Here is a 20,432-nt window from a genome sequence, read left to right on the forward strand (position 1 = left end):
GGGCCTGACCAGGCAACCAGGCCCGCTCCCGCCTTTCGTCGGGCGTGCGTCAAGCTGCCGCGGTGAGGTCGTAGACCGTCACACCGTCCACTGTGGACGACCGGTGGTGCGACGCCACCCAGTCGGCGATCTGCTGGGCCGCGTCCGAGCCCGTGCTGCCCTGCATCGTCATGCCGTCGCCGAGGAAGTAGTGGATCTTGCCGGCCGCCACGTACTGCTGGAACTGCTCCAGCGTCGGGTACGGGTCCGTGCCGTTGAAGCCGCCCACCGCCATCACCGGGGCGCCGCTTGCCAGCTGGTAGCCCGCTGCCGCGTTCGACAGGACCGTTGCCGCCGTCCACGTGTACTTGGACGCGTCTTGTGAAAGCAGCGAAGTGAGCTGGGCGCCCGGCAGGGTCGTCGAAAGCAGTGAACCCGGGCCGCCACGGCCGCCGAAGCCGCCGCCGAAACGGCCGCCGCCGAAGCCCGATGTGGGCCCCGCCGACGGGATCGCGCCCTCGTGGGTCGTTGCCGCCGTGGCCAGGGTGTACGCGCCCGTGCCCGTCAGCAGGGCGACCAGGGCCAAGGCCGCGATCGAAGTGGCCGCCCAGCGGGTCAGGTGCGACGCGAAGAACAGGCCCACCGCCGCCATGAGGCCGCCGATGAGGACCGTCGGGGCCAGCCACGGCTGCCACGTCGAGCCCGAGAGCACCAGGTACGTCGTCAGTGCCGTGAGGGCGACGCCACCGCTCAGCAAGCCGGACGCCGAGGGGCGCGAACGCAGGCGCCACAGCTGGACCGCCGCCGTGCCGACCAGCGCACCTACTGCCGGTGCGAGGGCGACCGTGTAGTACGGGTGGATGATGCCGCCCATGTAGCTGAACACCAGCGCCGTCACCAGCAGCCACCCGCCCCACAGGAGCAGCGCCGCGCGGGAGCGGTCCGTGCGCGGTGCGCGGCGGGTGAACCAGAGGCCCGCGCAGAGCGCGAGGAACGCCGCGGGCAGCAGCCAGGCGATGCCGCCCGCCATCTCGCTGCCGAACAACCGCGTGAGACCCGTCGAACCCCAGCCGCGGCCACCGCCGCCGCCCACGCTGCCGACCTCGTCGCCGGTGATGCGGCCGAAGCCGTTGTAGCCGAACACCAGCTCCCACAACGAGTTCGTCTGCGACCCGCCGATGTAGGGGCGTGAAGCCACCGGCCACAGCGCGACGACCACGAGGTACCAGCCCGCGGCGACGACCGTCGCCGCCAACGCGCCGAGCAGGTGCAGCAGCCGCTTGCCGAGCGACACCGGCGCGGCGACCAGGTAGGCGAGCGCGAACGCGGGCAGCACGAGGAAGGCCTGCAGCATCTTGGCCAGGAAGCCGAACCCGACGGCGACGCCGGCCAGCGCGAGCCAGCGCGGGCTCGCCTTCTCCAGCGACCGGACCACGCAGTACGCACCGGCGACCAGCAGCAGCACGAGCAGCGCGTCCGGGTTGTTGAACCGGAACATCAGGGCCGCGGCGGGCGTCAGGGCCAGCACCAGGCCCGCGACGAGCCCGGCGGCCGGGCCGGACGTCCGCTTGACCGTCGCGTGCAGCAACCACACCGAGCCGACGCCCATCAGCGCCTGCGGGACCAGGATGCTCCACGCGTTGACGCCGAACAGCCGCGCCGAAAGGCTCATCACCCACAGCGCCGCCGGGGTCTTGTCCACTGTGATCGCGTTGGCCGCGTCGCTCGAGCCGAAGAACAGCGCCTTCCAGCTTTCCGAACCCGCCTGCGCGGCCGCGGAGTAGAACGCGTTCGCCCAGCCGGACGCGCCGAGGTCCCCCAGGTAGAGGACGGCGGTCCCGAGCAGCAGGACGGCGAGCGCGGGACCGTGCCAGGTGCGGCGGGCGGGAACTGCGGGAGGAGCAACGGTTTCGCGGGACGCGAGAGCGGTCATGTGCTCAGCTTCCGGTGCCGAGCTGGGGCCGGGTTGTGCCGATGCTGTGCACGCGCTGTGCGGGCACGGCCACGGGCAGGCGCACCGCGAACTCCGTGCGGCCGGGTCGGCTGTGCACCTCGATCGTGCCGTGGTGGGCGACGACGACCGCGCACGCGATCGCCAGCCCGAGCCCGGTGCTGCCCGCCGTGCGGGAGCGGGACGAGTCGCCGCGGGCGAACCGTTCGAAGACGTCCGGCAGCAGGTCGGGGGCGATGCCGGGGCCGTTGTCCGTCACCGTGAGCACGGCGCTGCCGTCGGCCGACCGGGCCAGCGACGTCACCACCGCGGTGCCCGGCGGCGTGTGCGTGCGGGCGTTGGCCAGCAGGTTCGCCAGCACCTGGTGCAGCCGCTGGACGTCGCCGAGCACCAGCACCGGTTCCGGGGGCAGTTCCAGGAGCCACCGGTGCTCGCGCCCGGCGACCTGGGCGTCGCCGACGGCGTCGGCGACCAGCCGGGTCAGGTCGACTTCGCGCACGTCCAGCGGACGGCCCGCGTCGAGCCGGGCGAGGAGCAGGAGGTCTTCGACGAGCGCGCTCATCCGGACGGCCTCGGACTGGATCCGGCCCATCGAGTGCGCGACGTCCGGCGGCACCAGGGCGCTGCCGCGGGCGGCCAGCTCGGCGTACCCGCGGATCGCGGCCAGGGGGGTCCGCAGCTCGTGGCTGGCGTCCGCGACGAACTGGCGGACGCGCAGTTCGCTCTCGTGCCGCGCGGCCAGCGCCTTCGCGACGTGCCCGAGCATCAGGTTCAGGGCCGAGCCGACCTGGCCGACCTCGGTCCGCGGGTCCGTGTCGGACTCCGGGACGCGGATCGACAGCGCCACCTGGCCGCGGTCGAGCGGCAGTTCGGTGACGCGCCCGGCGGTGGCCGCGACGCGGTCGAGCGGCCGCAGCGTCCGGCGGACCGCGAACGCGCCGAGGAACGCGGTGCCGAGCACGCCCGTGGCGGCCACGCCGAAGAGGATCAGCCCGACGGTGAGGAGGGTGTCGTTGACCGGCTTCATCGGCAGGCCGGTGACGACGACGTCGGACGACCCGGTGACCGGCAGCGCCATCAGCCGGTATTCGCCGAGGTCGGCGAACGAAACGGTGTGCGGCTTGCCGTCGGCCGGCACCGAGAGCATGACGGCCTGCTGGGCCGCGGTGAGCTGCAGGCGTTCGCCGTGCTCGGAGATGCTGTCGTCGTGGACGAGGTCCGGCCCGTCGAAGGTGCCGCTCACCGTGCCGACGTTCTGCCCGAGCGGGTGCTCGCCCGCCTGGCCGTCCGGTTGCGGCTGCGGGCCGCGCTGCTGGCCGGCGTTGCTCGCGAAGGCCTGGGAGCGGCTCGCCGCCGCGGACAGCTGCTGGTCGACCTGGCGGGTGAGGAACAGATCGAGCGCGAACTCGCTGACCACCCCGACGATCAGGCACACCACGGTGAGCAGGACGACCATCGAGCCGGTCAGCTTCGCGCGCAGCGAAAGGCGCCCCCGGCGGGGGTGCGGTGCAACGGTTCGCGCGGCCATGACCAAAGCGTCCGTGCCGGCCGTGTGTGCGGGTTGTGTGCTGCCTGTGAGGCGGCTGTGCGGTGACCGGCCCGTCGCCTGATGTCCGGTTCCTCCGGGTCACAGGAACGGCTGACGGCAGGCACAGTCCGCGCACAGTCGGCGGCTCCACGGTGGATCCCACCGAAGGACCTCGTTAAGGAGCACCACCATGACCACACCGCAGGCACCGTCCACTCCGGACCAGACGTGGGGTGCGGCGCCCGCCCCGGGCACGCCGCCGCGGCCGGCCCGGTCGCCGGGCAAGAAGATCGCGGCCGGCGCCGTCGCGCTGGTGATCGTGGCCGGTGGGGGCGCGGCGGTCTGGGCCGCTTCGTCGTCCTCGTCTTCGACCGGTGCCCAGGCCGGGCCGGGTGGCATGCAGGGCGGCCCGGGCGGGCAGGGCGGCGCGGCGCCGGCCTCCGCGTTGCACGGCGAGTACGTGTCCTCCGACGGGAACGGCGGCTACGTCACGAAGATCATGCAGACGGGCCAGGTCACGGCCCTGAGCGCGACGTCGCTGACCGCGAAGAGCGACGACGGCTTCTCGAAGACGTACACGATCACCTCGGCGCAGGCCACCGGCCTGGCCACGGGCGACACGGTCACGGTGGTGGCGACGGAGTCGGACGCCACGGCGACGGCGACCTCCGTGACGGACGGCGAAGCCGGCGCGGGACAGGGCAGGCCGCCGGGTGCGCCCGCCCAGACCGGCTGACCCCGGCGCGGTCCTGGAGGTCAACGGCGGTCGTAGTCGACCGCGACCTCCGGGGTCGTCGCGCGGGCGCGGCACGTCAGGATGCGGCACGCCGCCACGTCGTCCTCGGTGAGCGCGTACCGGACGTCCATGTCGACCTGGCCGTGCAGCAGCGTCGCCCGGCAGGTGCCGCACGCGCCGCCCGTGCAGGAGTAGGGCACCTCGAGTCCCGCGCGCAGGGCCGCGTCCAGCACCGTCTCGCCCGCCCGCGCCGCCAGGCCCGACGTCGTCCCGCCGAGCGTCACGGCCAGCCGCGCCGGCAGGCCCGCCGGGTCGCGCAGGGGTGCCGCGCCACGGAAGAGTTCGAAGTGGACGTTCTCCTCCGGGACGTCCGCGTCGGCCAGGGTGCGGCGGACCAGGTCCATCAGGCCGCGCGGCCCGCACAGGAACCACTCGTCGACCTTCGCCGGGTGCAGGCGGTTCTGCAGCAGGGCGCGCAGCCGCGTCCCGTCGAGCCGGCCGCGCTGGTACCGCTCGTGGGAGATCGCGAGCGCCTCGCCGAGCGTGTCGAACTGCCGGGGCCGGTGGGTGTGCAGGTCCGGGTCGCGCTCGTCGGTCCGGTAGTGGACGACGTGCAGCCGGCCGCCGAACCGTTCGGCCAGCGCGCTCAGCTCGCGCGCGAACAACGTCGTCGCGCCGGAGGTGTTCACGTACAACAGCGTCGCCCGGCTGTGCGGTTCCGCGTCCAGCGCGCTGACCAGGATGGACAGCACCGGCGTGATGCCGCTGCCGGCGGCGAGCGCGACGTAGTGGGCCGTCCGCGCCGGGTCCGGTGTGAGCGTGAACCCCCCGGAGGGCGGGAGCACGTCGAGGAAGTCGCCTTCGGCCAGCGTCGTGGTCGCGAAGCCGGAGAACGCGCCGCCCGGCCGTCGCTTCACCGCGATCCGCAGGTCGCCCGCGTCCGCCGGCGCGCAGATCGAGTACGTGCGGCGCACCGGCTGCCCGTCGAGCACCGCGCGGACCGCCACGTGCTGGCCCGGCGTGAACCGGAACTCCGCCGTCAGCTGCGGCGGGACGTAGAAGGTGATCGCGACGGCGTCCGCGGTCAGTGGCCGGATCTCCCGCACCCGCAGGCGGTGGAACCGGCTCGGCCCGAGCGGGGGCGGCTCGGGCGCGGGCTCGGCGTCGCCGAGGTCGTCGGCCAGCCGCCGCCACGCGCGGTACTCGCTCGCCGTCAGCTCGCGGCCCCACGCCGTGATGATCGGGACGTCTCGGGCGAGGTAGGCCTCGCGGTTGTCCTTCCACGCGCGCAGGTAGCGGTAGAACGGCACGGCGGGGTGGAGGTGGTGGACCAGGTGGTAGTTCTGGAACAGCATGATCGGCGTCATCAGCCACTCCAGCCCCACGCGCACCCGCGTGGTGCCGTACTTGTCGCGCGGCTGCGCGGCCGGCAGGTCGTGGTGCGGCAGCCAGTCGAACCACCAGGCCAGCAGGGCCAGCCCGAGCCGCTGCGGGAGCACGTACCCGACCAGCAGCTCCCACCCGTGGCCGCTCGCGACGAGCGCGGCGGCCGCGGCGAACGCCAGCGACAGCGCCAGGATCGTCTCCGCGCGCTCCTGCGGCGGCCGGCCGCGGACGTGCGCGGTGTAGAACCGCGCGTACCAGAAGTCGATGGTCAGCCAGCGGAACGGCAGCTGCCACCACGACCCCTGCGACGTCCAGGCGTCCGGGTCGGTGTGCGAGTCGGCGTTGGTGTGGCGGTGGTGTTCGCTGTGGACGAACCGCAGCAGCGGGAAGGACGCGTAGGCGGCAACGAACGGCATCGCCAGCCGGCCGAGCACCTCGTTGACCCAGGTGAGCTTCCCGGCGGCGTGGTGCACCGATTCGTGCACGACCGTGAACATCGTGAACGTGACGAGCGCGTGCAGCGGCACGGTGAACACCGGCGACGCGATCCCGGCCAGCAGCAGCCAGGTCGCGGTGCCCCACACCGCGACGCCGCCCGTGAACAGCAGCAGCGTCGGCACCGACGCGCGGGGGAGCGGGATGCGGGGCGAGGGCACCGGACGGGAGGTCGGCACGCCGGTCGCGGGCGTCGGGGCGTTCCCGGAGCCGCGCGGCGGGGTATCGACGACGGGCATCGAGCGGTCTCCTCGGTCGAGAAGCTCCTGGCCAAGCGGGAGTCACCGTAGACAACTCAGCGGGGTTTGTAAACGTTACGGCAGGCTTCGAAAAAAGGTGTCGGCCAGCGGAACAGAACCCGCGGGTAAGCTCGCGGTGTGAAGGCCGTCACCCACCCGGTCCCGGCGCGGACCCGGGAGAAGCTGCTGGCCGCGGCGGCCGACGTCATCCAGGCGGACGGCTGGGCCGCCGTGACGATGGGCAAGCTGGCCGCGCAGGTCGGCGTGAGCAGGCAGACCGTCTACAACGAACTGGGCTCCAAGGCCGCGCTGGCCAAGGCCCTGATGCTGCGCGAGACCGACCGCTTCGTCGAGCGGGTGAGCGCGGACGTCGCGGCGCACCCCGGCAGCCCCGTCGACGGCGTCACCGCCGCGTTCCGGCACACCCTCGAAGCCGCGCACGCCAACCCGCTGGTCGAGCTCGCGCTCGGCGGTGCGCAGGGCGGCCGCGAGGACTTCCTCCCGCTGCTGACCTCGCAGCCCGAAGCCGTGCTCGGCCGGGCCGTCGAGGCCGTCGCGGCGGTGTTCGCGCGCAGCTACCCCGCCGTCCCGCTGACCCCGTCGGAGTGGGCCGTGGCGGTCGAGGCGTGGGTGCGCCTGCTGCTCTCGCACCTGGTGCAGCCCAGCGGCTCGGCCGAGCACGCGAGCGGCCAGATGCGCTGGGTGATCGGCCGGATGCTCGGGTCGTGACGCCGCAGGTGGCCCCCGCCCCGGCGGCGGAGGCCACTGGCCTAGACTCGGACGTCCCGGTCTGCAGGTGACCAGGGGTAATTTCCGCAGGATTGTCCTACACAATCGTTACCGCTCGAGGAGAAGACCTTGAAGAGCACCGTCGAGCAGCTGAGCCCGACGCGAGTCAAGATCAATGTCGAGGTGCCGTTCGACGAGCTCAAGCCGAACTTCGACCGCGCCTACCGCAAGATCGCCCAGCAGGTGCGCATCCCGGGCTTCCGGCCCGGCAAGGCGCCCGCTCGCGTCCTGGAAAGCCGCATCGGCCGCGGCCCGGTGCTCGACGAGGTCGTCAACGAGGCCATCCCGGCCAAGTACATCGAGGCGGTCCGCGAGAACGAGGTCCGCACCCTCGGCAACCCGGAGTTCGACGTCACGAAGCTCGAAGACCGCGACGTCCTCGAGTTCACCGCCGAGGTGGACGTGCGCCCGGAGATCGAGCTGCCCGACCTGGACGGCTTCACGGTCACGGTCGACGACGTCGAGCTGACCGACGCCGAGGTCGACGAGCAGCTCGACGAGCTGCGCGCCCGGTTCGGCACGCTGACCGGCGTCGAGCGCCCGGCCGAGACCGGCGACTTCGTCTCGATCGACCTCTCGGCCACCGTCGACGGCGAGGCCGTCGAGGAGGCGAGCACCACCGGGCTGTCCTACGAGATCGGCTCCGGCCAGCTCGTCGACGGCATCGACGAGGCGATCGTCGGCGCGAACGCGGGCGAGACCAAGACGTTCACCACCCAGCTCGTCGCCGGTGAGCACGCCGGCAAGGACGCCGAGGTGACGGTGACCGTCCAGTCGGTCAAGCAGCGCGAGCTGCCCGAGGCGGACGACGAGTTCGCCCAGATGGCGAGCGAGTTCGACACGATCGAAGAGCTGAAGGGCGACCTTCGCGAGCGCCTCGGCCGCGTCAAGAAGATGCAGCAGGGCGTCCAGGCCCGCGACAAGGTGCTCGACGAGCTCCTGGAGCGCACCGAGGTGCCGATCCCGGAGAAGGTCCTCGACGCCGAGATCGAGAACCGCAAGCACGACGCGATCCACCCGTTCGACCACGACGAGGCCCAGTTCGCGCAGGCCCTCGAGGCCGAAGGCCGCACGGTCGAGGAGTTCGACGCCGAGACCCGCACCGAGTCGGAGAAGGCCGTCCGCACGCAGCTGCTGCTGGACACCATCGCCGACAAGGAAGAGGTGTCGGTCAACGACGGCGAGCTGACCGAGCGGATCATCTACCAGGCCCAGCGCTTCGGGATCAGCCCGGACGAGTACGTCCAGCGCGCCCAGCAGTCCGGCCAGCTGACCGCGATCTACGCCGACGTGCGCCGCGGCAAGGCGCTCGCCTCCGTGGTCCGCAAGGCCACCGTCACCGACGGCTCGGGTGCCGAGGTCGACCTCTCCGAGCTCTTCGGCGGCGACGAGCCGGCCGGCGACGACGCAACCCAGGAGACGCAGGTCACCGACGAGACGGCGAAGACTCCGGCGGAGTGAAGCTGTGAGCGAACTTGGGCGGTGTCGGGCATTCCGCACCGCCCGAGTTCGTTAGGGTCGGATACAAGATCTCAAGCATCTGAAACGACAGCGGCGGCCGTCAGCACCGGGTCGCCGCCGGCGAAAAGGCAGGCAGACGTGACGCAGCACACGCCCGAGGCGCGGACCGGCACCGCAGGGCTCAACCTCACCGACTCGGTGTTCGAGCGGTTGCTCCAGGAGCGCATCGTCGTCCTCGGTTCCGAGGTCAACGACGAGGTCGCCAACCGGATCACCGCGCAGCTGTTGCTGCTCGACGCGGACGACGCCGAGTCCGACATCCGCTTCTACATCAACTCGCCGGGTGGCTCGGTCACCGCCGGGTTCGCGATCTACGACACCATGCAGCTGATCCGCCCGGACGTCGCGACCTACGCGATGGGCATGGCGGCCTCGATGGGGCAGTTCCTGCTCTCCTCGGGCACGCCGGGCAAGCGCTACGCGCTGCCGCACGCGCGCATCCTGATGCACCAGCCGTCGGCCGGTGTCGGCGGCACGGCGTCGGACATCGCGATCCAGGCGGACCTGTTCAACAAGTGGAAGCAGGAGCTGGCCCGGATCACCGCGGACCAGACCGGCCAGACGGTCGAGCAGATCATCAAGGACGGCGACCGCGACCGCTGGTTCACCGCTCAGGAAGCGAAGGACTACGGGTTCGTCGACCACGTCCTCACCGCCGACATCGCCCGTCCGGGCTCGAACTGAGCGCGAAGCACACAGGAGACTCGATCATGAGCAACTTCAGGCTCCCGGGTGACTTCCAGGCCCCGAGCACCCCCCAGTCGCGGTACATCCTGCCGTCGTACGTGGAGCGGACCAGCTACGGCGTCAAGGAGTCGAACCCGTACAACAAGCTGTACGAAGAGCGGGTCATCTTCCTCGGCGTGCAGGTGGACGACGCGTCGGCCAACGACGTGATGGCCCAGCTGCTGCACCTCGAGCACGAGGACCCGGACCGCGACATCCTGGTCTACATCAACTCGCCGGGCGGCTCGTTCACCTCGCTGATGGCGATCTACGACACCATGCAGTTCGTCCGCCCGGACATCCAGACGTACTGCCTCGGCCAGGCCGCCTCGGCCGCCGCGGTGCTGCTGTCGGCCGGCACGCCGGGCAAGCGCTACGCGCTGCCCAACTCGCGCGTGCTGATCCACCAGCCCGCCACCGAGGGCACCTACGGCCAGGTCTCCGACCTGGAGATCCAGGCCAACGAGATCCAGCGGGTGCGGCGCCAGATGGAGGTCATCCTGGCCAAGCACACGAACAAGGACCCCGACCAGATCCGGGCCGACATCGAGCGGGACAAGATCCTGACCGCCGAGGAGGCCAAGGCGTACGGCATCATCGACGAGGTGCTGCCCTACCGGAAGGCATCGGCTCTTTAGATCCGCCAGGCCGGTGTGTGTCGAGGAGACGACATACACCGGCACTCTGGTTTAGGGTCGTCCTCTGACGTGCTCCCGGCGCCTGTGGGTGTTCCCGCCCACGGCATCGGACGGGTACCGTCAGTGGCAATGTGTGAGGCTCCGCTCGGCCGTCCGCGGCCGGGGGTCGCACCGTCGCAACACACGTCAGGCGCGGAAAACCCGCGCCGGAGGGGACGAGGTCAACGGCCATGGCACGGATCGGTGACGGCGGAGACCTGCTGAAGTGTTCTTTCTGCGGGAAGAGCCAGAAGCAGGTGAAGAAGCTCATTGCCGGCCCCGGGGTCTACATCTGCGATGAGTGCATCGACCTCTGCAATGAGATCATCGAGGAGGAGCTGGCCGAGGCCGGCGACGTCAAGCTCGACGAGCTGCCCAAGCCCGCCGACATCCACGAGTTCCTCGAGCAGTACATCATCGGCCAGGACGACGCCAAGCGGACCCTCGCGGTAGCGGTCTACAACCACTACAAGCGGATCCAGGCGGACGACAAGGCCGGGCCGAAGGACTCCAAGGAGGAGTCGGTCGAGCTCGCCAAGTCGAACATCCTGATGCTCGGCCCCACCGGGTGCGGCAAGACCTACCTCGCGCAGACGCTGGCGAAGCTGCTGAACGTCCCCTTCGCGATCGCGGACGCCACGGCGCTGACCGAGGCCGGGTACGTCGGCGAAGACGTCGAGAACATCCTGCTCAAGCTCATCCAGGCGGCGGACTACGACGTCAAGCGGGCCGAGACCGGGATCATCTACATCGACGAGGTCGACAAGATCGCCCGGAAGAGTGAGAACCCGTCGATCACCCGCGACGTGTCGGGTGAGGGCGTGCAGCAGGCGCTGCTGAAGATCCTCGAGGGCACCACCGCTTCGGTCCCGCCGCAGGGCGGCCGCAAGCACCCGCACCAGGAGTTCATCCAGATCGACACGACGAACGTGCTGTTCATCGTGGCCGGCGCGTTCGCCGGGCTGGAGAAGATCATCAACGAGCGGGTCGGCAAGCGCGGCCTCGGCTTCGGCGCGGAGATCCGCACGAAGTCCGAGATCGAGGAGAGCGACGTCTTCTCCGACACCATGCCCGAGGACCTGATCAAGTTCGGGCTGATCCCGGAGTTCATCGGCCGGCTCCCGGTCGTGGCGACGGTGAACCACCTGGACAAGGACTCGCTGGTCAACATCCTGACCCAGCCCCGCAACGCCCTGGTGAAGCAGTACAAGAAGCTCTTCGAGATGGACAACGTCGAGCTCGAGTTCACCAAGACCGCGCTCGAGGCCATCGCGGACCAGGCGGTCCTGCGCGGCACCGGCGCTCGCGGGCTGCGCGCCATCATGGAAGAAGTGCTCCAGCCGGTGATGTACGACATCCCGAGCCGCGACGACGTGGCGAAGGTCGTCATCACCGAGCAGACGGTCCGGGAGAACGTGAACCCGACGATCGTCGCCCGGCAGCCGACGCGGCGCACGCGCAGCGAGCGCGGCGAGAAGTCGGCCTGATCCGGGTCGTCTCCGGGCCACCCCGGGCCCGGAGACCCGACAGGAAAGCTGAATGACTGCTGACTCTATCCCGGGTTCCGGGGGCGCCGCCCCCGCCGGTGGCGTGCAGGCTCCGCCGCCACCGGAACCGGCGCTGGTGCAGGTCGGCCCGGTCCTCGGGTTCCGCGAGCTGAGCGAACGCGTCATCGCGTCCGTGTTCGACCGGTACCCGTGGCTGAACCGGGTGCTGATGGGCGTGCTGGCGGTGTGCACCGGGACGTGCGTCGTGGCCGTCGTGGCCCGGCTGTCGCCGTTGCCGCTGATCCCGGTGCCCCTGTTCCTCCTCGCGGGCTACTCCTTGTGGCGGGCCCGCGGTGTCTCCGAGCGGCGGCCGCTGTTCAACTGGGTGCTGCTGTTCGCCATCGCGACGATGGTCGGCTTCTGGCTGATCTCCGTCGTCGGGCGCTGGGTGGAGTAGCACCCGCCGTTCGGCCTGTTTGCGCGTGGACGCCCCTGGGTAAGAGAACCCCGTGGTGAATGCCCTCGGTCCGTTCCGGCATCCCGCGTTGTTCTACTGCGGTGACTCCGAGTATCTCGACGGTGTCATTCCGTTCATCCTGGCCGGCCTCGACCTGGGCCAGCCCGTGGCGGTCGGCGTCCCCGGGCGGGACCTGCGGCTCGTCGAGAAGGCCCTTGAAGACCGGGTCGGCGAAGTCCGGCTGTTCGACATGGCCCGCGTGGGCCGCAACCCCGGAGCGATCCTGCCGTCGGCGGTGTTCGCGTTCGCCGGCGAGCACGAGGGCCCGGTGCGGGTCGTGGTCCAGCCGGTCTGGGCGGGCCGCAGTGAGGCCGAGTACCCGGCGTGCGTGCTGCACGAGGCCCTCGTCAACGCCGCTTTCGCGGGCCGCGACCTGACGGTGCTCTGCCCCTACGACGTCGCGGTGCTCGCCCCGGACGTGCTGGCCGACGCCGAGCGCACCCATCCCGAGGTGTGGGGCCCGGCCGGGCCGTTCGTCAGCCCCCGCTTCGACCCGGAAGGCGCCCGCGCGGACGTCACGCGGCCGCTGGTGCCGCCACCGGCCGCGGTCGAGCGGGGGTTCGACATCGCGCAGCTGGCGTCGCTGCGCGGGTTCGCGGAGATCTGGGCCGCCCGCCACGGCCTGCGCCGCCCCCGGCGTGACGACTTCGCGCTGGCGATCGCCGAGCTGACGACGAACAGCGTGCTCTACGGCGGCGGCACCGGCGTGCTCCGGCTGTGGGCCGACGACCGGCAGGTGGTCGGCGAGGTGACGGACGCGGGCACGATCTCGGAGCCGCTGGCCGGCCGGATCCCGCCGTCGGCGGCCACCCTCGGCGGCCGCGGGCTGCTGCTGGTGAACCGGCTGGCGGACCTGGTGCGCACGTACTGGGTCCCGGGCCGCACCACGACCCGGGTCCACTTCAGCCGCTGAGCCGCGCCGGACCTCGTCAGTCCTTGCGGGGCACGTGCTTGCCCAGGAAGCTGACCAGGCTCGGCACCACCGTCCGGTTGAACGGGTCGCCGTGCTTGCCGTGCGCGGTGTGGGCGACCGCCGGGTGCGCGGCGTCGATGTAGCGGCGGACGCCCGTGATGAACGGGTCCTCCGTGCCGCAGTAGATCGCGTTGGCCACGCTCTTCGTCTCGTCGATGTGGCGCAGCGGGTCCAGCGCCGTCCAGTCGTTCAGGCCGGTGAAGATGTGCCGCTTGGCCATCTCCTGCCAGGACAGGATCAGCGCCGGGGCCAGGGTCGCGACCGCGGCCGGCGGCTGGCGGCGCTCCACCCGGCGGCGCGTGTACACCAGCGCCCCGAACCCGCCCATCGACACGCCCGTGCAGGCGAACGGCTGCCCGGTGTCGCCGGCGAACCCGCGGGCCTTCAGCCACTGGGGGACCTCTTCCAGCAGCATCGCCATCGGGTCGTCGCCCCGGTGGACCTCGTGCCAGTAGTTGTCACCGCCGTCGACGGCCACCAGGCCGTACGCCGGGACCGCCTTGCGGGCGACGTCGCTGGCGAGCTGCTTGAGCGTGCCGGTCGGGGCCGCGTTGCGGGCGTTGCCGTGCAGGCCGTGCAGCATCAGCGACATCGGGAGCCCCTTGGGCGGGGTCTTCGACGGCAGGATGAACACCAGGTCGACCATCCGGCCGCGGGCCTGGGAGTACACGCGCTCGACGCGGGTGCTGCCGAGCTGCGTCGTCGGGTTCGACGACGTCACGCCCAGCGTGCGCTGCAGGGCCTGGCTGAAGGGCAGCTTGCCGGTGGCCGTGCCGACGGCCAGGCCGGTCACGGCCAGCCCGGAGGCGCCCGCGACCAGCACGGACCGGCGCGACAGCCAGCGCCGCGCGTCCCGGACCTTGGCCGCCCCGACCGTCTCCGGGATCAAGGGCTCGCCCGGCCCCGGTGGCCGGACCTCCTCGCGGTCCCCGTCTTGCTCGTTCACCTGTCTCCGTCCCCCGCCTGCCACTCTCAAAGGACGCCGCGCACCCGCTCCGCGTTCCCCTCACGTCCCTCTCCGCCGGGTTAGTCGTTCCCACCCTGCCCGGCGTTTCGGGTTCTCGCTCGCCAAGTGGCCTTCGCGGCCTCCGTCGAGCGTTCCGCCCTGTCCACAGTGTCCCCGAGACCCACCGCGAGGGTGATCCCCAGGGGTATCAAAATGTGGTCGATGCCCTGTTCGTCGGGCCCGAAGTGGCCGGACGCCTCCAGGGTGACGAAGCCGTGCAGGGCGCTCCACAGCTGCGCGGCGGCCTGGTACTTGTCCGCGGGCCGGAACCGGCCGGCCTCGATGGCCCGCTCGGTCGCCCGGACGATGTGCTCGAAGGCCTCCAGGCCCTCCTGCGCGGTTTCGCGGCCCTCTTCGGTGGTCAGGTCCGACAGCGTCGCGCGCTTGCCGCCGGGGGCCGACTGGCCGAAGGTCACCGCGAACAGCTGTGGCTGCTCGGCGACGGCCTGCCGGTAGGTGCGGGCCATGCTGAAGATGTCCGCCACCGGGTCGCCGGTCTCGCCAACCCCGGCCAGCCACGCGCTGAGCTTGCGGAACCCGGCCCGCGCCACCTCGTCGACCAGTGCGGCCATGCCCCCGAAGTGGGTGTACACGGCCATCGTCGAGACGCCGACCTCCGCGGCCAGCTTGCGGGCTTGCAGCGATTCCGGTCCGCCGTCGTCGAGCAGCCGGATGGCGGCCTCGACGAGCCGGTCCTTGACGTCGTTCGCGCGGGGCTTCGGGCTCATGCTTGCCAGTGTCTCATAACCCTGTTATAAAAGGTGTCATAACCACGTTATGACACGATGAGAGGGGTCGGGCATGGGCAACAAGTTCCTCGAAGGCAACTTCGCCCCGGTGAGCCGGGAGCACACGATCACCGAGCTGGCCGTCACGGGGCGGATCCCCGACTTCCTCGATGGCCGCTACCTGCGCAACGGGCCGAACCCGCTGTCCGAAGTGGACCCGGCGGCCTACCACTGGTTCATGGGCGACGGCATGGTGCACGGCGTGCGCCTGCGCGACGGGAAGGCCGAGTGGTACCGCAACCGCTGGGTGCGCAACCCGGCCGTCACGGCGACCTTGAACGGCGAGGACGCGAGCCCCTTCTGCGGGCTGGACGCGCTGGGCGCCAACACCAACGTCATCGGCCACGCCGGCCGGACCTTCGCCCTGGTCGAGGCGGGCGCGCCGATCTACGAGCTGACCGACGAGCTCGACACCGTCGGCCGGTGCGACTTCGACGGCACCCTCCCCGGCGGCTACACCGCCCACCCCAAGCGCGACCCGCGCACCGGCGAACTGCACGCCGTTTCGTACTTCTTCGGCAACGGCAACAAGGTCCAGTACTCGGTGATCGACGCGGCGGGCCGCGCGCGCCGCACGGTGGACGTCGAGGTGACCGGGTCGCCGATGATGCACGACTTCTCGCTGACCGAACGGCACGTCGTGTTCTACGACCTGCCGGTGACGTTCAACGCCGAGATGGCGGTGGCGGCCACCGTGCCGGGCGCGCTGCGGACGCCCGCGAAGCTGGTCCTGTCGGCGATGGTCGGCAAGGTCCGCGTGCCGGACCCGGTCACCGCGATGATGGCGCGCAAGATCGGCGCGAACGGCGGCCTGCCCTACCGCTGGGACGAGAAGTACCCGGCGCGCATCGGCGTCATGCCGCGCGAGGGCGGCAACGGCGACGTCCAGTGGTTCGAGGTCGAGCCGTGCTACGTCTTCCACCCGCTCAACGCCTACGACGACGGCGACAGCATCGTGCTGGACGTCGTGCGCCACCCGAAGATGTTCGACCGCGAGCTGCACGGCCCGGACGAGGGCGGCCCGACGCTGGACCGCTGGACGGTCGACCTCACCGCGGGCAAGGTCCTGGAGGAGCGGCTGGACGACCGCGCCCAGGAGTTCCCGCGCGTCGACGAGCGCCTGGTCGGCCGCAGGCACCGCTACGGCTACGCGATGTCGGCCGAGGGCGGCGCGGAACCGGGCGGTTCGCTGTTCAAGCACGACCTCCACACCGGCTCACGGGAGGAGCGCGCGTTCGGCGGCGGGCGGCAGCCGGGCGAGTTCGTCTTCGTGCCGTGCCACGAGGACGCGGCGGAGGACGACGGCGTGCTGATGGGCTTCGTCTTCGACCCGTCGACCCGGCGCAGCGACCTGACCCTGCTGGACGCGGGCACGCTGGAGACGGTCGCGGCGATCCACCTGCCCGACCGCGTCCCCCACGGCTTCCACGGCAACTGGGTCGAGTCGGCCTAGGTGAGCACCCGGTGGTCGCCGGTGTAGAGGTTCATCGAGTCGCCGCGCAGGAAGCCGATCAGGGTCATCCCGTTCTCTTCCGCCAGCTCCACCGCCAGTGACGACGGGGCCGACACCGCGGCCAGCAGGCCGATCCCGGCCATCGCCGCCTTCTGGACCAGTTCGAACGACGCGCGCCCGGACACCAGCAGGCCGTGGCCGGGCGCCGGGATCCGGTTCTCGAGGACGGCCCAGCCCAGCACCTTGTCGACCGCGTTGTGCCGGCCGACGTCTTCGCGGACGACGGCCAGCCCGCCATCGGGTGTGAACAGGGCCGCCGCGTGCAGGCCGCCCGTGCTGGAGAACACCTTCTGCCGCTCGCGCAACGCGTCCGGCAGCGTGGCGAGCGTCCGGCTCTTCACCGCGAACGCCGCGCCGGCCGGCGAAAACCGGGTGCGGAGCTTGACCGCGTCGAGCGCGGCCTTGCCGCAGACACCGCAGGACGACGTCGTGTAGAAGTTGCGCTCGACGCCGGTCTCGGGGGGCGGGACGCCGTCGGCCAGGGCGACGTCCAGGACGTTGTAGGTGTTGCGGCCCTGGTCGTCGACGCCGTCGCAGTAGCGGGCGACCGCGACGTCCTCGCGGCCGCCGATCACGCCTTCGGACAGCAGGAAGCCGTGGGCCAGCTCGACGTCGTGCCCGGGCGTCCGCATGGTGACCGCCAGCGCCTTGCCGCCGACCCGCAGCTCGAGCGGCTCTTCGGCGGCCAACGCGTCCGGCCGGCGCCGGTCGCCGGCCGCGGAGATCTTCCGCACCGGCCTGCGCACGGTCACCCTGCCCATCCTCCACACCTTTCGCTGCCCGGCTGTGCCGGTCGTTACCGATGCGGCCACAGTCACGGCCGGACGGCTCCCCGGCAACGGTCGCCCACCGCTCGAGGGACCGGCCTCCTTTTGGCCGCACCGGTAAGTTTGACACCCGCATGGTGCAACACCGGGTATTTAGTAATACATTCCCTCCATCATCCCCCAGAGTACGGAGGGAACCGGATGGCTCTCGGCTTCCTGGACCGTTCCCGGATCGTGGCACCGCCCGGCTGGACGCGCTGGCTGGTGCCGCCGGCGGCCCTTTCGGTACACCTGTCCATCGGGCAGGCGTACGCGTGGAGCGTCTTCAAGACCCCGCTCGAGAAGACGATGGACCTCAACGGCACGCAGAGCTCGCTGCCGTTCCAGCTCGGCATCGTGATGCTCGGCCTGTCCGCCGCGTTCGGCGGCACGCTGGTCGAGCGCAACGGCCCGCGCTGGGCGATGTTCGTGTCGATGTGCTGTTTCGCCAGCGGATTCCTCGTTTCCGCGCTGGGCGTGGCGACCGGGCAGTTCTGGCTGGTCGTGCTCGGCTACGGCGGGATCGGCGGCGTCGGGCTCGGCATCGGCTACATCTCGCCGGTGTCGACGCTCATCAAGTGGTTCCCGGACCGGCCGGGCATGGCCACCGGGATCGCGATCATGGGCTTCGGCGGCGGCGCGCTGATCGCGTCGCCGTGGTCGTCGTCGATGCTCGGCACCGCGCCGACCGCCGGCACGATCGCGACGGCGTTCCTCGTGCACGGCATCGTCTACGCGGTGTTCATGTCCATGGGCTGGCTGCTGGTCCGGGTGCCCGCCGACGACTGGAAGCCGGCCGGCTGGGAGCCCAAGACCGACCACGGCGCCGCGATGATCACGACGGCGAACGTCTCGGCGGCCAACGCCATCAAGACGCCGCAGTTCTGGTGCCTGTGGGTCGTGCTGTGCTTCAACGTCACAGCGGGCATCGGGATCCTGGAGAAGGCCTCCCCGATGATCGTGGACTTCTTCAAGAACACCTCGACCCCGGTCGGCACGGCCGCGGCGGCCGGGTTCGTGGCGCTGCTGTCGCTGTGCAACATGCTCGGCCGGTTCGTCTGGTCGTCCACTTCGGACCTGGTGGGGCGCAAGAACATCTACCGCACCTACCTCGGTGTCGGAGCCGTGCTGTACCTGGTGATCGCGCTGACGCAGAACTCGTCGAAGCTCGTGTTCATCCTGTGCGCGATGGTGATCCTGTCGTTCTACGGCGGCGGGTTCGCGACGGTCCCGGCGTACCTGAAGGACCTGTTCGGCACCTACCAGGTCGGGGCGATCCACGGCCGGCTGCTCACCGCGTGGTCGGTGGCCGGCGTGCTCGGCCCGCTGATCGTCAACCGGATCGCGGACAGCGAGAAGTCGGCGGGCAAGTCCGGGCCGGCGCTCTACCAGCTGTCCTTCTACATCATGATCGGCCTGCTGGTCGTCGGGTTCGTGGCCAACGAGCTGGTGCGGCCGGTGAAGGAGAAGTTCCACGAGCCGGTCGCCGCGGCGGCGAGGAGTGAGGCGTGATGAGCGAGCAACCCCGCGAAGCCGGGACGACGAACCGGGTCCCGCTGATCGTGCTGGCCTGGGCGTGGGTCGTGCTGCCCTTCGCCTACGGCGTGTACCAGCTGTTCCTGAAGCTGGTGCAGCTCTTCGGATAGCGCTGTAACCTGAGTCACCCGTGCAGCGGAGGCGGGCCCGGCGGCGTCGGTAGGACGTGCACCTACTGGGGAAGATCGCCGTCGCCGGGCTCGCCTTCGTCGTCCTGTGCGGGACCGCCTACGGCTACTCGAACCTCCGCTCGCTCGACGAGGTGACGCGCGACAGCGTGATCGACGCGGACGGTGGCACCCCGCCGGGTGAGCAGCCGGCCGACGGCTCGCTCGACATCCTGTTCGTCGGCCGGGACTCGCGCACCGACGACCAGGGGAACCCGCTTTCCGCCGACGTCCTGCGCGAGCTGCGCGCCGGCGCCAACGGCGACGACCTCACCGACACCCTCATCGTGCTGCGGATCCCGAACGGCACGAAGGCGGTGAAAGCGTTTTCCATCCCGCGCGACAGCTACGTGTCGATGCCCGGCGGGAAGGGCAAGATCAACGCCGCGTTCGGCCGCGCCAAGGCCGCCGAAGCCAAGCGGCGCCGCGACGCCGGGGAGACCGACAAGGCGAAGATCGACCAAGCCGCCCTCACCGCCGGGCGGCGCGCGACGCGGCAGGCCGTCGAAGACCTCACCGGCGTCAAGATCGACCACTTCGCCGAGGTCAACCTGCTGAGCTTCTACGAGATCAGCCAAGCCGTCGGCGGCGTCGACGTCTGCCTCAAGCAGGCCACCCAGGACCGCAACTCCGGCGCGGACTTCCCGGCCGGCCCGCAGCGGATCTCCGGCGCGGACGCGCTGGCCTTCGTCCGCCAGCGCGACAACCTCGTCGGCGGCGACTTCGACCGGGTGCGGCGCCAGCAGGTGTTCCTCGCCAGTCTCGCGCGGCAGGTGCTCTCGGCCGGGACGCTGGCCGACCCCGGGAAACTGGGCGACCTGATCGACGCCGTCAAGCACTCGGTCGTGCTCGACAGCTCGTGGAACCTGCTCGACTTCGTGGCGCAGATGCGCGGCGTCACCGGCGGCGGGATCCAGTTCGAAACGATCCCGGTCGTCAACCGCGACTACCGGTACGACCCGGCCAACCCACGTGCCACGGCCGTGCAGGTCGACCCGGCAGCCGTGAAGAAGTTCGCGGCCGGCCTGGTCGGCCCGGTCGCGCCGGCGACGCCCGCGTCGCGGGATGCCGCGCCGGTCACCGTCGACGTCTCCAACGCGAGCCCGAAGAGCGGCCTCGCCGCGCGTGTGGCGGGGTTCCTCGGCGAGCACGGCTTCCCCGAGGGCACGAGCGGGAGCACCGACGCGCGCCGGACGTCCCTGGTGCGCTTCGGGCCCGGCCTCGCCGAGCGCGGCGCCGAGGTCGCGAAGCTGCTCGGCGGGCTGACGACGCAGGAGTCCCCGGCCGTGCCGGCCGGCCACATCGAGGTCGTGCTCGGCACGGTGTACTCCGGCCCGGGCGCGAACGGCGGCGGGGGCGCCCCGGCGGCCGGCGACGAGCCGATCACCTCCGGCGGGGTCGCCTGCGTGAACTGACCGGCCGTGGCGAAGCGCTGTTTCGCCGGTTTCCACAGAATTGCGCCAGTAATTTCCGCAAAGTCCCGCAAGAACGTTTCCGCCGACCGGACCACGGCGGACCACGCGGGTGACTGGTCTTGACGCTGCCTCCCTGGTGAGGCAGTGTGCGGGAACCGTCGGGCGGCAGTACGCGCGGCGGGACCGGAAAAGATCAC

The 20,432-nt window shown here is 71.3% G+C and carries 18 protein-coding genes; 12 read left to right on the forward strand and 6 right to left on the reverse strand.

Annotated elements, in window-relative coordinates; translation table 11 throughout:
- Positions 1 to 49 precede the first annotated feature (49 nt).
- Positions 50 to 1,912 carry an ArnT family glycosyltransferase gene (locus ACWEN0_RS25790; protein ID WP_451978443.1) on the reverse strand — a complete coding sequence of 621 codons (1,863 nt, stop codon included), beginning with the start codon at positions 1,910 to 1,912 and terminating at the stop codon, positions 50 to 52.
- A 4-nt stretch (positions 1,913 to 1,916) separates the two neighbouring features.
- Positions 1,917 to 3,458 (reverse strand): sensor histidine kinase, encoded by a 1,542-nt coding sequence (locus ACWEN0_RS25795; protein WP_451978446.1) that lies wholly within the window; start codon positions 3,456 to 3,458, stop codon positions 1,917 to 1,919.
- A 190-nt stretch (positions 3,459 to 3,648) separates the two neighbouring features.
- Here ACWEN0_RS25795 and ACWEN0_RS25800 point away from each other — a divergent pair, with 190 nt between their 5' ends.
- On the forward strand, positions 3,649 to 4,194 hold the full coding sequence (locus tag ACWEN0_RS25800) for a hypothetical protein (RefSeq protein ID WP_451978449.1): 546 nt from the start codon (positions 3,649 to 3,651) through the stop codon (positions 4,192 to 4,194).
- Positions 4,195 to 4,214: 20 nt separating this feature from the next.
- Here ACWEN0_RS25800 and ACWEN0_RS25805 read toward each other — a convergent pair whose 3' ends face one another.
- Positions 4,215 to 6,314 (reverse strand): fatty acid desaturase, encoded by a 2,100-nt coding sequence (locus ACWEN0_RS25805; protein WP_451978452.1) that lies wholly within the window; start codon positions 6,312 to 6,314, stop codon positions 4,215 to 4,217.
- 138 nt (positions 6,315 to 6,452) lie between these two features.
- On the opposite strand from ACWEN0_RS25805, the gene ACWEN0_RS25810 reads away from it, so the two are divergent.
- The 7 genes from ACWEN0_RS25810 (at position 6,453) to ACWEN0_RS25840 (ending at position 12,944) form a co-directional block, all read left to right on the forward strand.
- Positions 6,453 to 7,043 (forward strand): TetR family transcriptional regulator, encoded by a 591-nt coding sequence (locus ACWEN0_RS25810; RefSeq protein WP_451978455.1) that lies wholly within the window; start codon positions 6,453 to 6,455, stop codon positions 7,041 to 7,043.
- Between the two features lie 129 nt (positions 7,044 to 7,172).
- The gene (gene tig / locus ACWEN0_RS25815) at positions 7,173 to 8,564 is read left to right on the forward strand and encodes a trigger factor (protein ID WP_451978457.1); all 1,392 of its coding nucleotides are present in this window, start codon (positions 7,173 to 7,175) and stop codon (positions 8,562 to 8,564) included.
- Positions 8,565 to 8,702: 138 nt separating this feature from the next.
- Positions 8,703 to 9,308 (forward strand): ClpP family protease, encoded by a 606-nt coding sequence (locus ACWEN0_RS25820; protein ID WP_364455898.1) that lies wholly within the window; start codon positions 8,703 to 8,705, stop codon positions 9,306 to 9,308.
- Positions 9,309 to 9,334: 26 nt separating this feature from the next.
- Positions 9,335 to 9,988 (forward strand): ATP-dependent Clp protease proteolytic subunit, encoded by a 654-nt coding sequence (locus ACWEN0_RS25825; RefSeq protein ID WP_364455899.1) that lies wholly within the window; start codon positions 9,335 to 9,337, stop codon positions 9,986 to 9,988.
- A gap of 230 nt (positions 9,989 to 10,218) precedes the next feature.
- Complete coding sequence (gene clpX, locus ACWEN0_RS25830) at positions 10,219 to 11,514, forward strand: ATP-dependent Clp protease ATP-binding subunit ClpX (protein WP_364455901.1); 1,296 nt, start codon at positions 10,219 to 10,221, stop codon at positions 11,512 to 11,514.
- Between the two features lie 52 nt (positions 11,515 to 11,566).
- Entirely contained in the window at positions 11,567 to 11,971 is a 405-nt protein-coding gene (locus tag ACWEN0_RS25835) for a hypothetical protein (RefSeq protein WP_451978460.1), read from the forward strand.
- A gap of 52 nt (positions 11,972 to 12,023) precedes the next feature.
- Positions 12,024 to 12,944: an anti-sigma factor RsbA family regulatory protein gene (locus ACWEN0_RS25840; protein WP_451978463.1), complete on the forward strand. Its 921-nt coding sequence runs from the start codon at positions 12,024 to 12,026 to the stop codon at positions 12,942 to 12,944.
- A 16-nt stretch (positions 12,945 to 12,960) separates the two neighbouring features.
- Here the strand turns inward: ACWEN0_RS25840 and ACWEN0_RS25845 are convergent, their stop codons facing one another.
- Both ACWEN0_RS25845 and ACWEN0_RS25850 read right to left on the reverse strand, forming a co-directional pair.
- On the reverse strand, positions 12,961 to 13,893 hold the full coding sequence (locus ACWEN0_RS25845) for an alpha/beta hydrolase (protein WP_451979028.1): 933 nt from the start codon (positions 13,891 to 13,893) through the stop codon (positions 12,961 to 12,963).
- Positions 13,894 to 14,030: 137 nt separating this feature from the next.
- Complete coding sequence (locus ACWEN0_RS25850) at positions 14,031 to 14,738, reverse strand: TetR/AcrR family transcriptional regulator (RefSeq protein ID WP_451978466.1); 708 nt, start codon at positions 14,736 to 14,738, stop codon at positions 14,031 to 14,033.
- A gap of 73 nt (positions 14,739 to 14,811) precedes the next feature.
- Here ACWEN0_RS25850 and ACWEN0_RS25855 point away from each other — a divergent pair, with 73 nt between their 5' ends.
- Positions 14,812 to 16,251, forward strand: a complete 1,440-nt coding sequence (locus ACWEN0_RS25855) for a carotenoid oxygenase family protein (RefSeq protein ID WP_451978469.1) — start codon at positions 14,812 to 14,814, stop codon at positions 16,249 to 16,251.
- Here ACWEN0_RS25855 and fdhD read toward each other — a convergent pair.
- Positions 16,248 to 17,072 carry a formate dehydrogenase accessory sulfurtransferase FdhD gene (gene fdhD, locus ACWEN0_RS25860; protein WP_451978472.1) on the reverse strand — a complete coding sequence of 275 codons (825 nt, stop codon included), beginning with the start codon at positions 17,070 to 17,072 and terminating at the stop codon, positions 16,248 to 16,250. The genes ACWEN0_RS25855 and fdhD overlap by 4 nt on opposite strands.
- Before the next feature lie 207 nt (positions 17,073 to 17,279).
- Here fdhD and ACWEN0_RS25865 point away from each other — a divergent pair, with 207 nt between their 5' ends.
- From ACWEN0_RS25865 to ACWEN0_RS25875, 3 genes are read left to right on the forward strand one after another with little or no spacing between them, the layout of a single operon-like run.
- A complete protein-coding gene (locus tag ACWEN0_RS25865) occupies positions 17,280 to 18,629 on the forward strand; it encodes an L-lactate MFS transporter (protein WP_451978475.1) in 1,350 nt (449 codons plus the stop codon).
- Positions 18,629 to 18,763, forward strand: a complete 135-nt coding sequence (locus ACWEN0_RS25870; protein WP_451978478.1) for an MFS transporter small subunit — start codon at positions 18,629 to 18,631, stop codon at positions 18,761 to 18,763. Before ACWEN0_RS25865 ends, ACWEN0_RS25870 begins: the two co-directional genes overlap by 1 nt.
- A 56-nt stretch (positions 18,764 to 18,819) precedes the next feature.
- Positions 18,820 to 20,235, forward strand: coding sequence for an LCP family protein (locus tag ACWEN0_RS25875; RefSeq protein WP_451978481.1), 1,416 nt, complete (start codon positions 18,820 to 18,822; stop codon positions 20,233 to 20,235).
- The last annotated feature ends 197 nt before the right edge of the window (positions 20,236 to 20,432 follow it).

This window comes from Amycolatopsis sp. NPDC004378, assembly GCF_053602455.1.

Excerpts from the sequence above, each read along its gene's own strand:
- ACWEN0_RS25790 (WP_451978443.1), bottom strand. The coding sequence starts at position 1,912 with ATGACCGCTCTCGCGTCCCGCGAAACCGTTGCTCCTCCCGCAGTTCCC.
- ACWEN0_RS25795 (WP_451978446.1), bottom strand. The coding sequence starts at position 3,458 with ATGGCCGCGCGAACCGTTGCACCGCACCCCCGCCGGGGGCGCCTTTCG.
- ACWEN0_RS25800 (WP_451978449.1), top strand. The coding sequence starts at position 3,649 with ATGACCACACCGCAGGCACCGTCCACTCCGGACCAGACGTGGGGTGCG.
- ACWEN0_RS25805 (WP_451978452.1), bottom strand. The coding sequence starts at position 6,314 with ATGCCCGTCGTCGATACCCCGCCGCGCGGCTCCGGGAACGCCCCGACG.
- ACWEN0_RS25825 (WP_364455899.1), top strand. The coding sequence starts at position 9,335 with ATGAGCAACTTCAGGCTCCCGGGTGACTTCCAGGCCCCGAGCACCCCC.
- clpX (WP_364455901.1), top strand. The coding sequence starts at position 10,219 with ATGGCACGGATCGGTGACGGCGGAGACCTGCTGAAGTGTTCTTTCTGC.
- ACWEN0_RS25835 (WP_451978460.1), top strand. The coding sequence starts at position 11,567 with ATGACTGCTGACTCTATCCCGGGTTCCGGGGGCGCCGCCCCCGCCGGT.
- ACWEN0_RS25850 (WP_451978466.1), bottom strand. The coding sequence starts at position 14,738 with ATGAGCCCGAAGCCCCGCGCGAACGACGTCAAGGACCGGCTCGTCGAG.
- ACWEN0_RS25855 (WP_451978469.1), top strand. The coding sequence starts at position 14,812 with ATGGGCAACAAGTTCCTCGAAGGCAACTTCGCCCCGGTGAGCCGGGAG.
- fdhD (WP_451978472.1), bottom strand. The coding sequence starts at position 17,072 with ATGGGCAGGGTGACCGTGCGCAGGCCGGTGCGGAAGATCTCCGCGGCC.
- ACWEN0_RS25865 (WP_451978475.1), top strand. The coding sequence starts at position 17,280 with ATGGCTCTCGGCTTCCTGGACCGTTCCCGGATCGTGGCACCGCCCGGC.
- ACWEN0_RS25870 (WP_451978478.1), top strand. The coding sequence starts at position 18,629 with ATGAGCGAGCAACCCCGCGAAGCCGGGACGACGAACCGGGTCCCGCTG.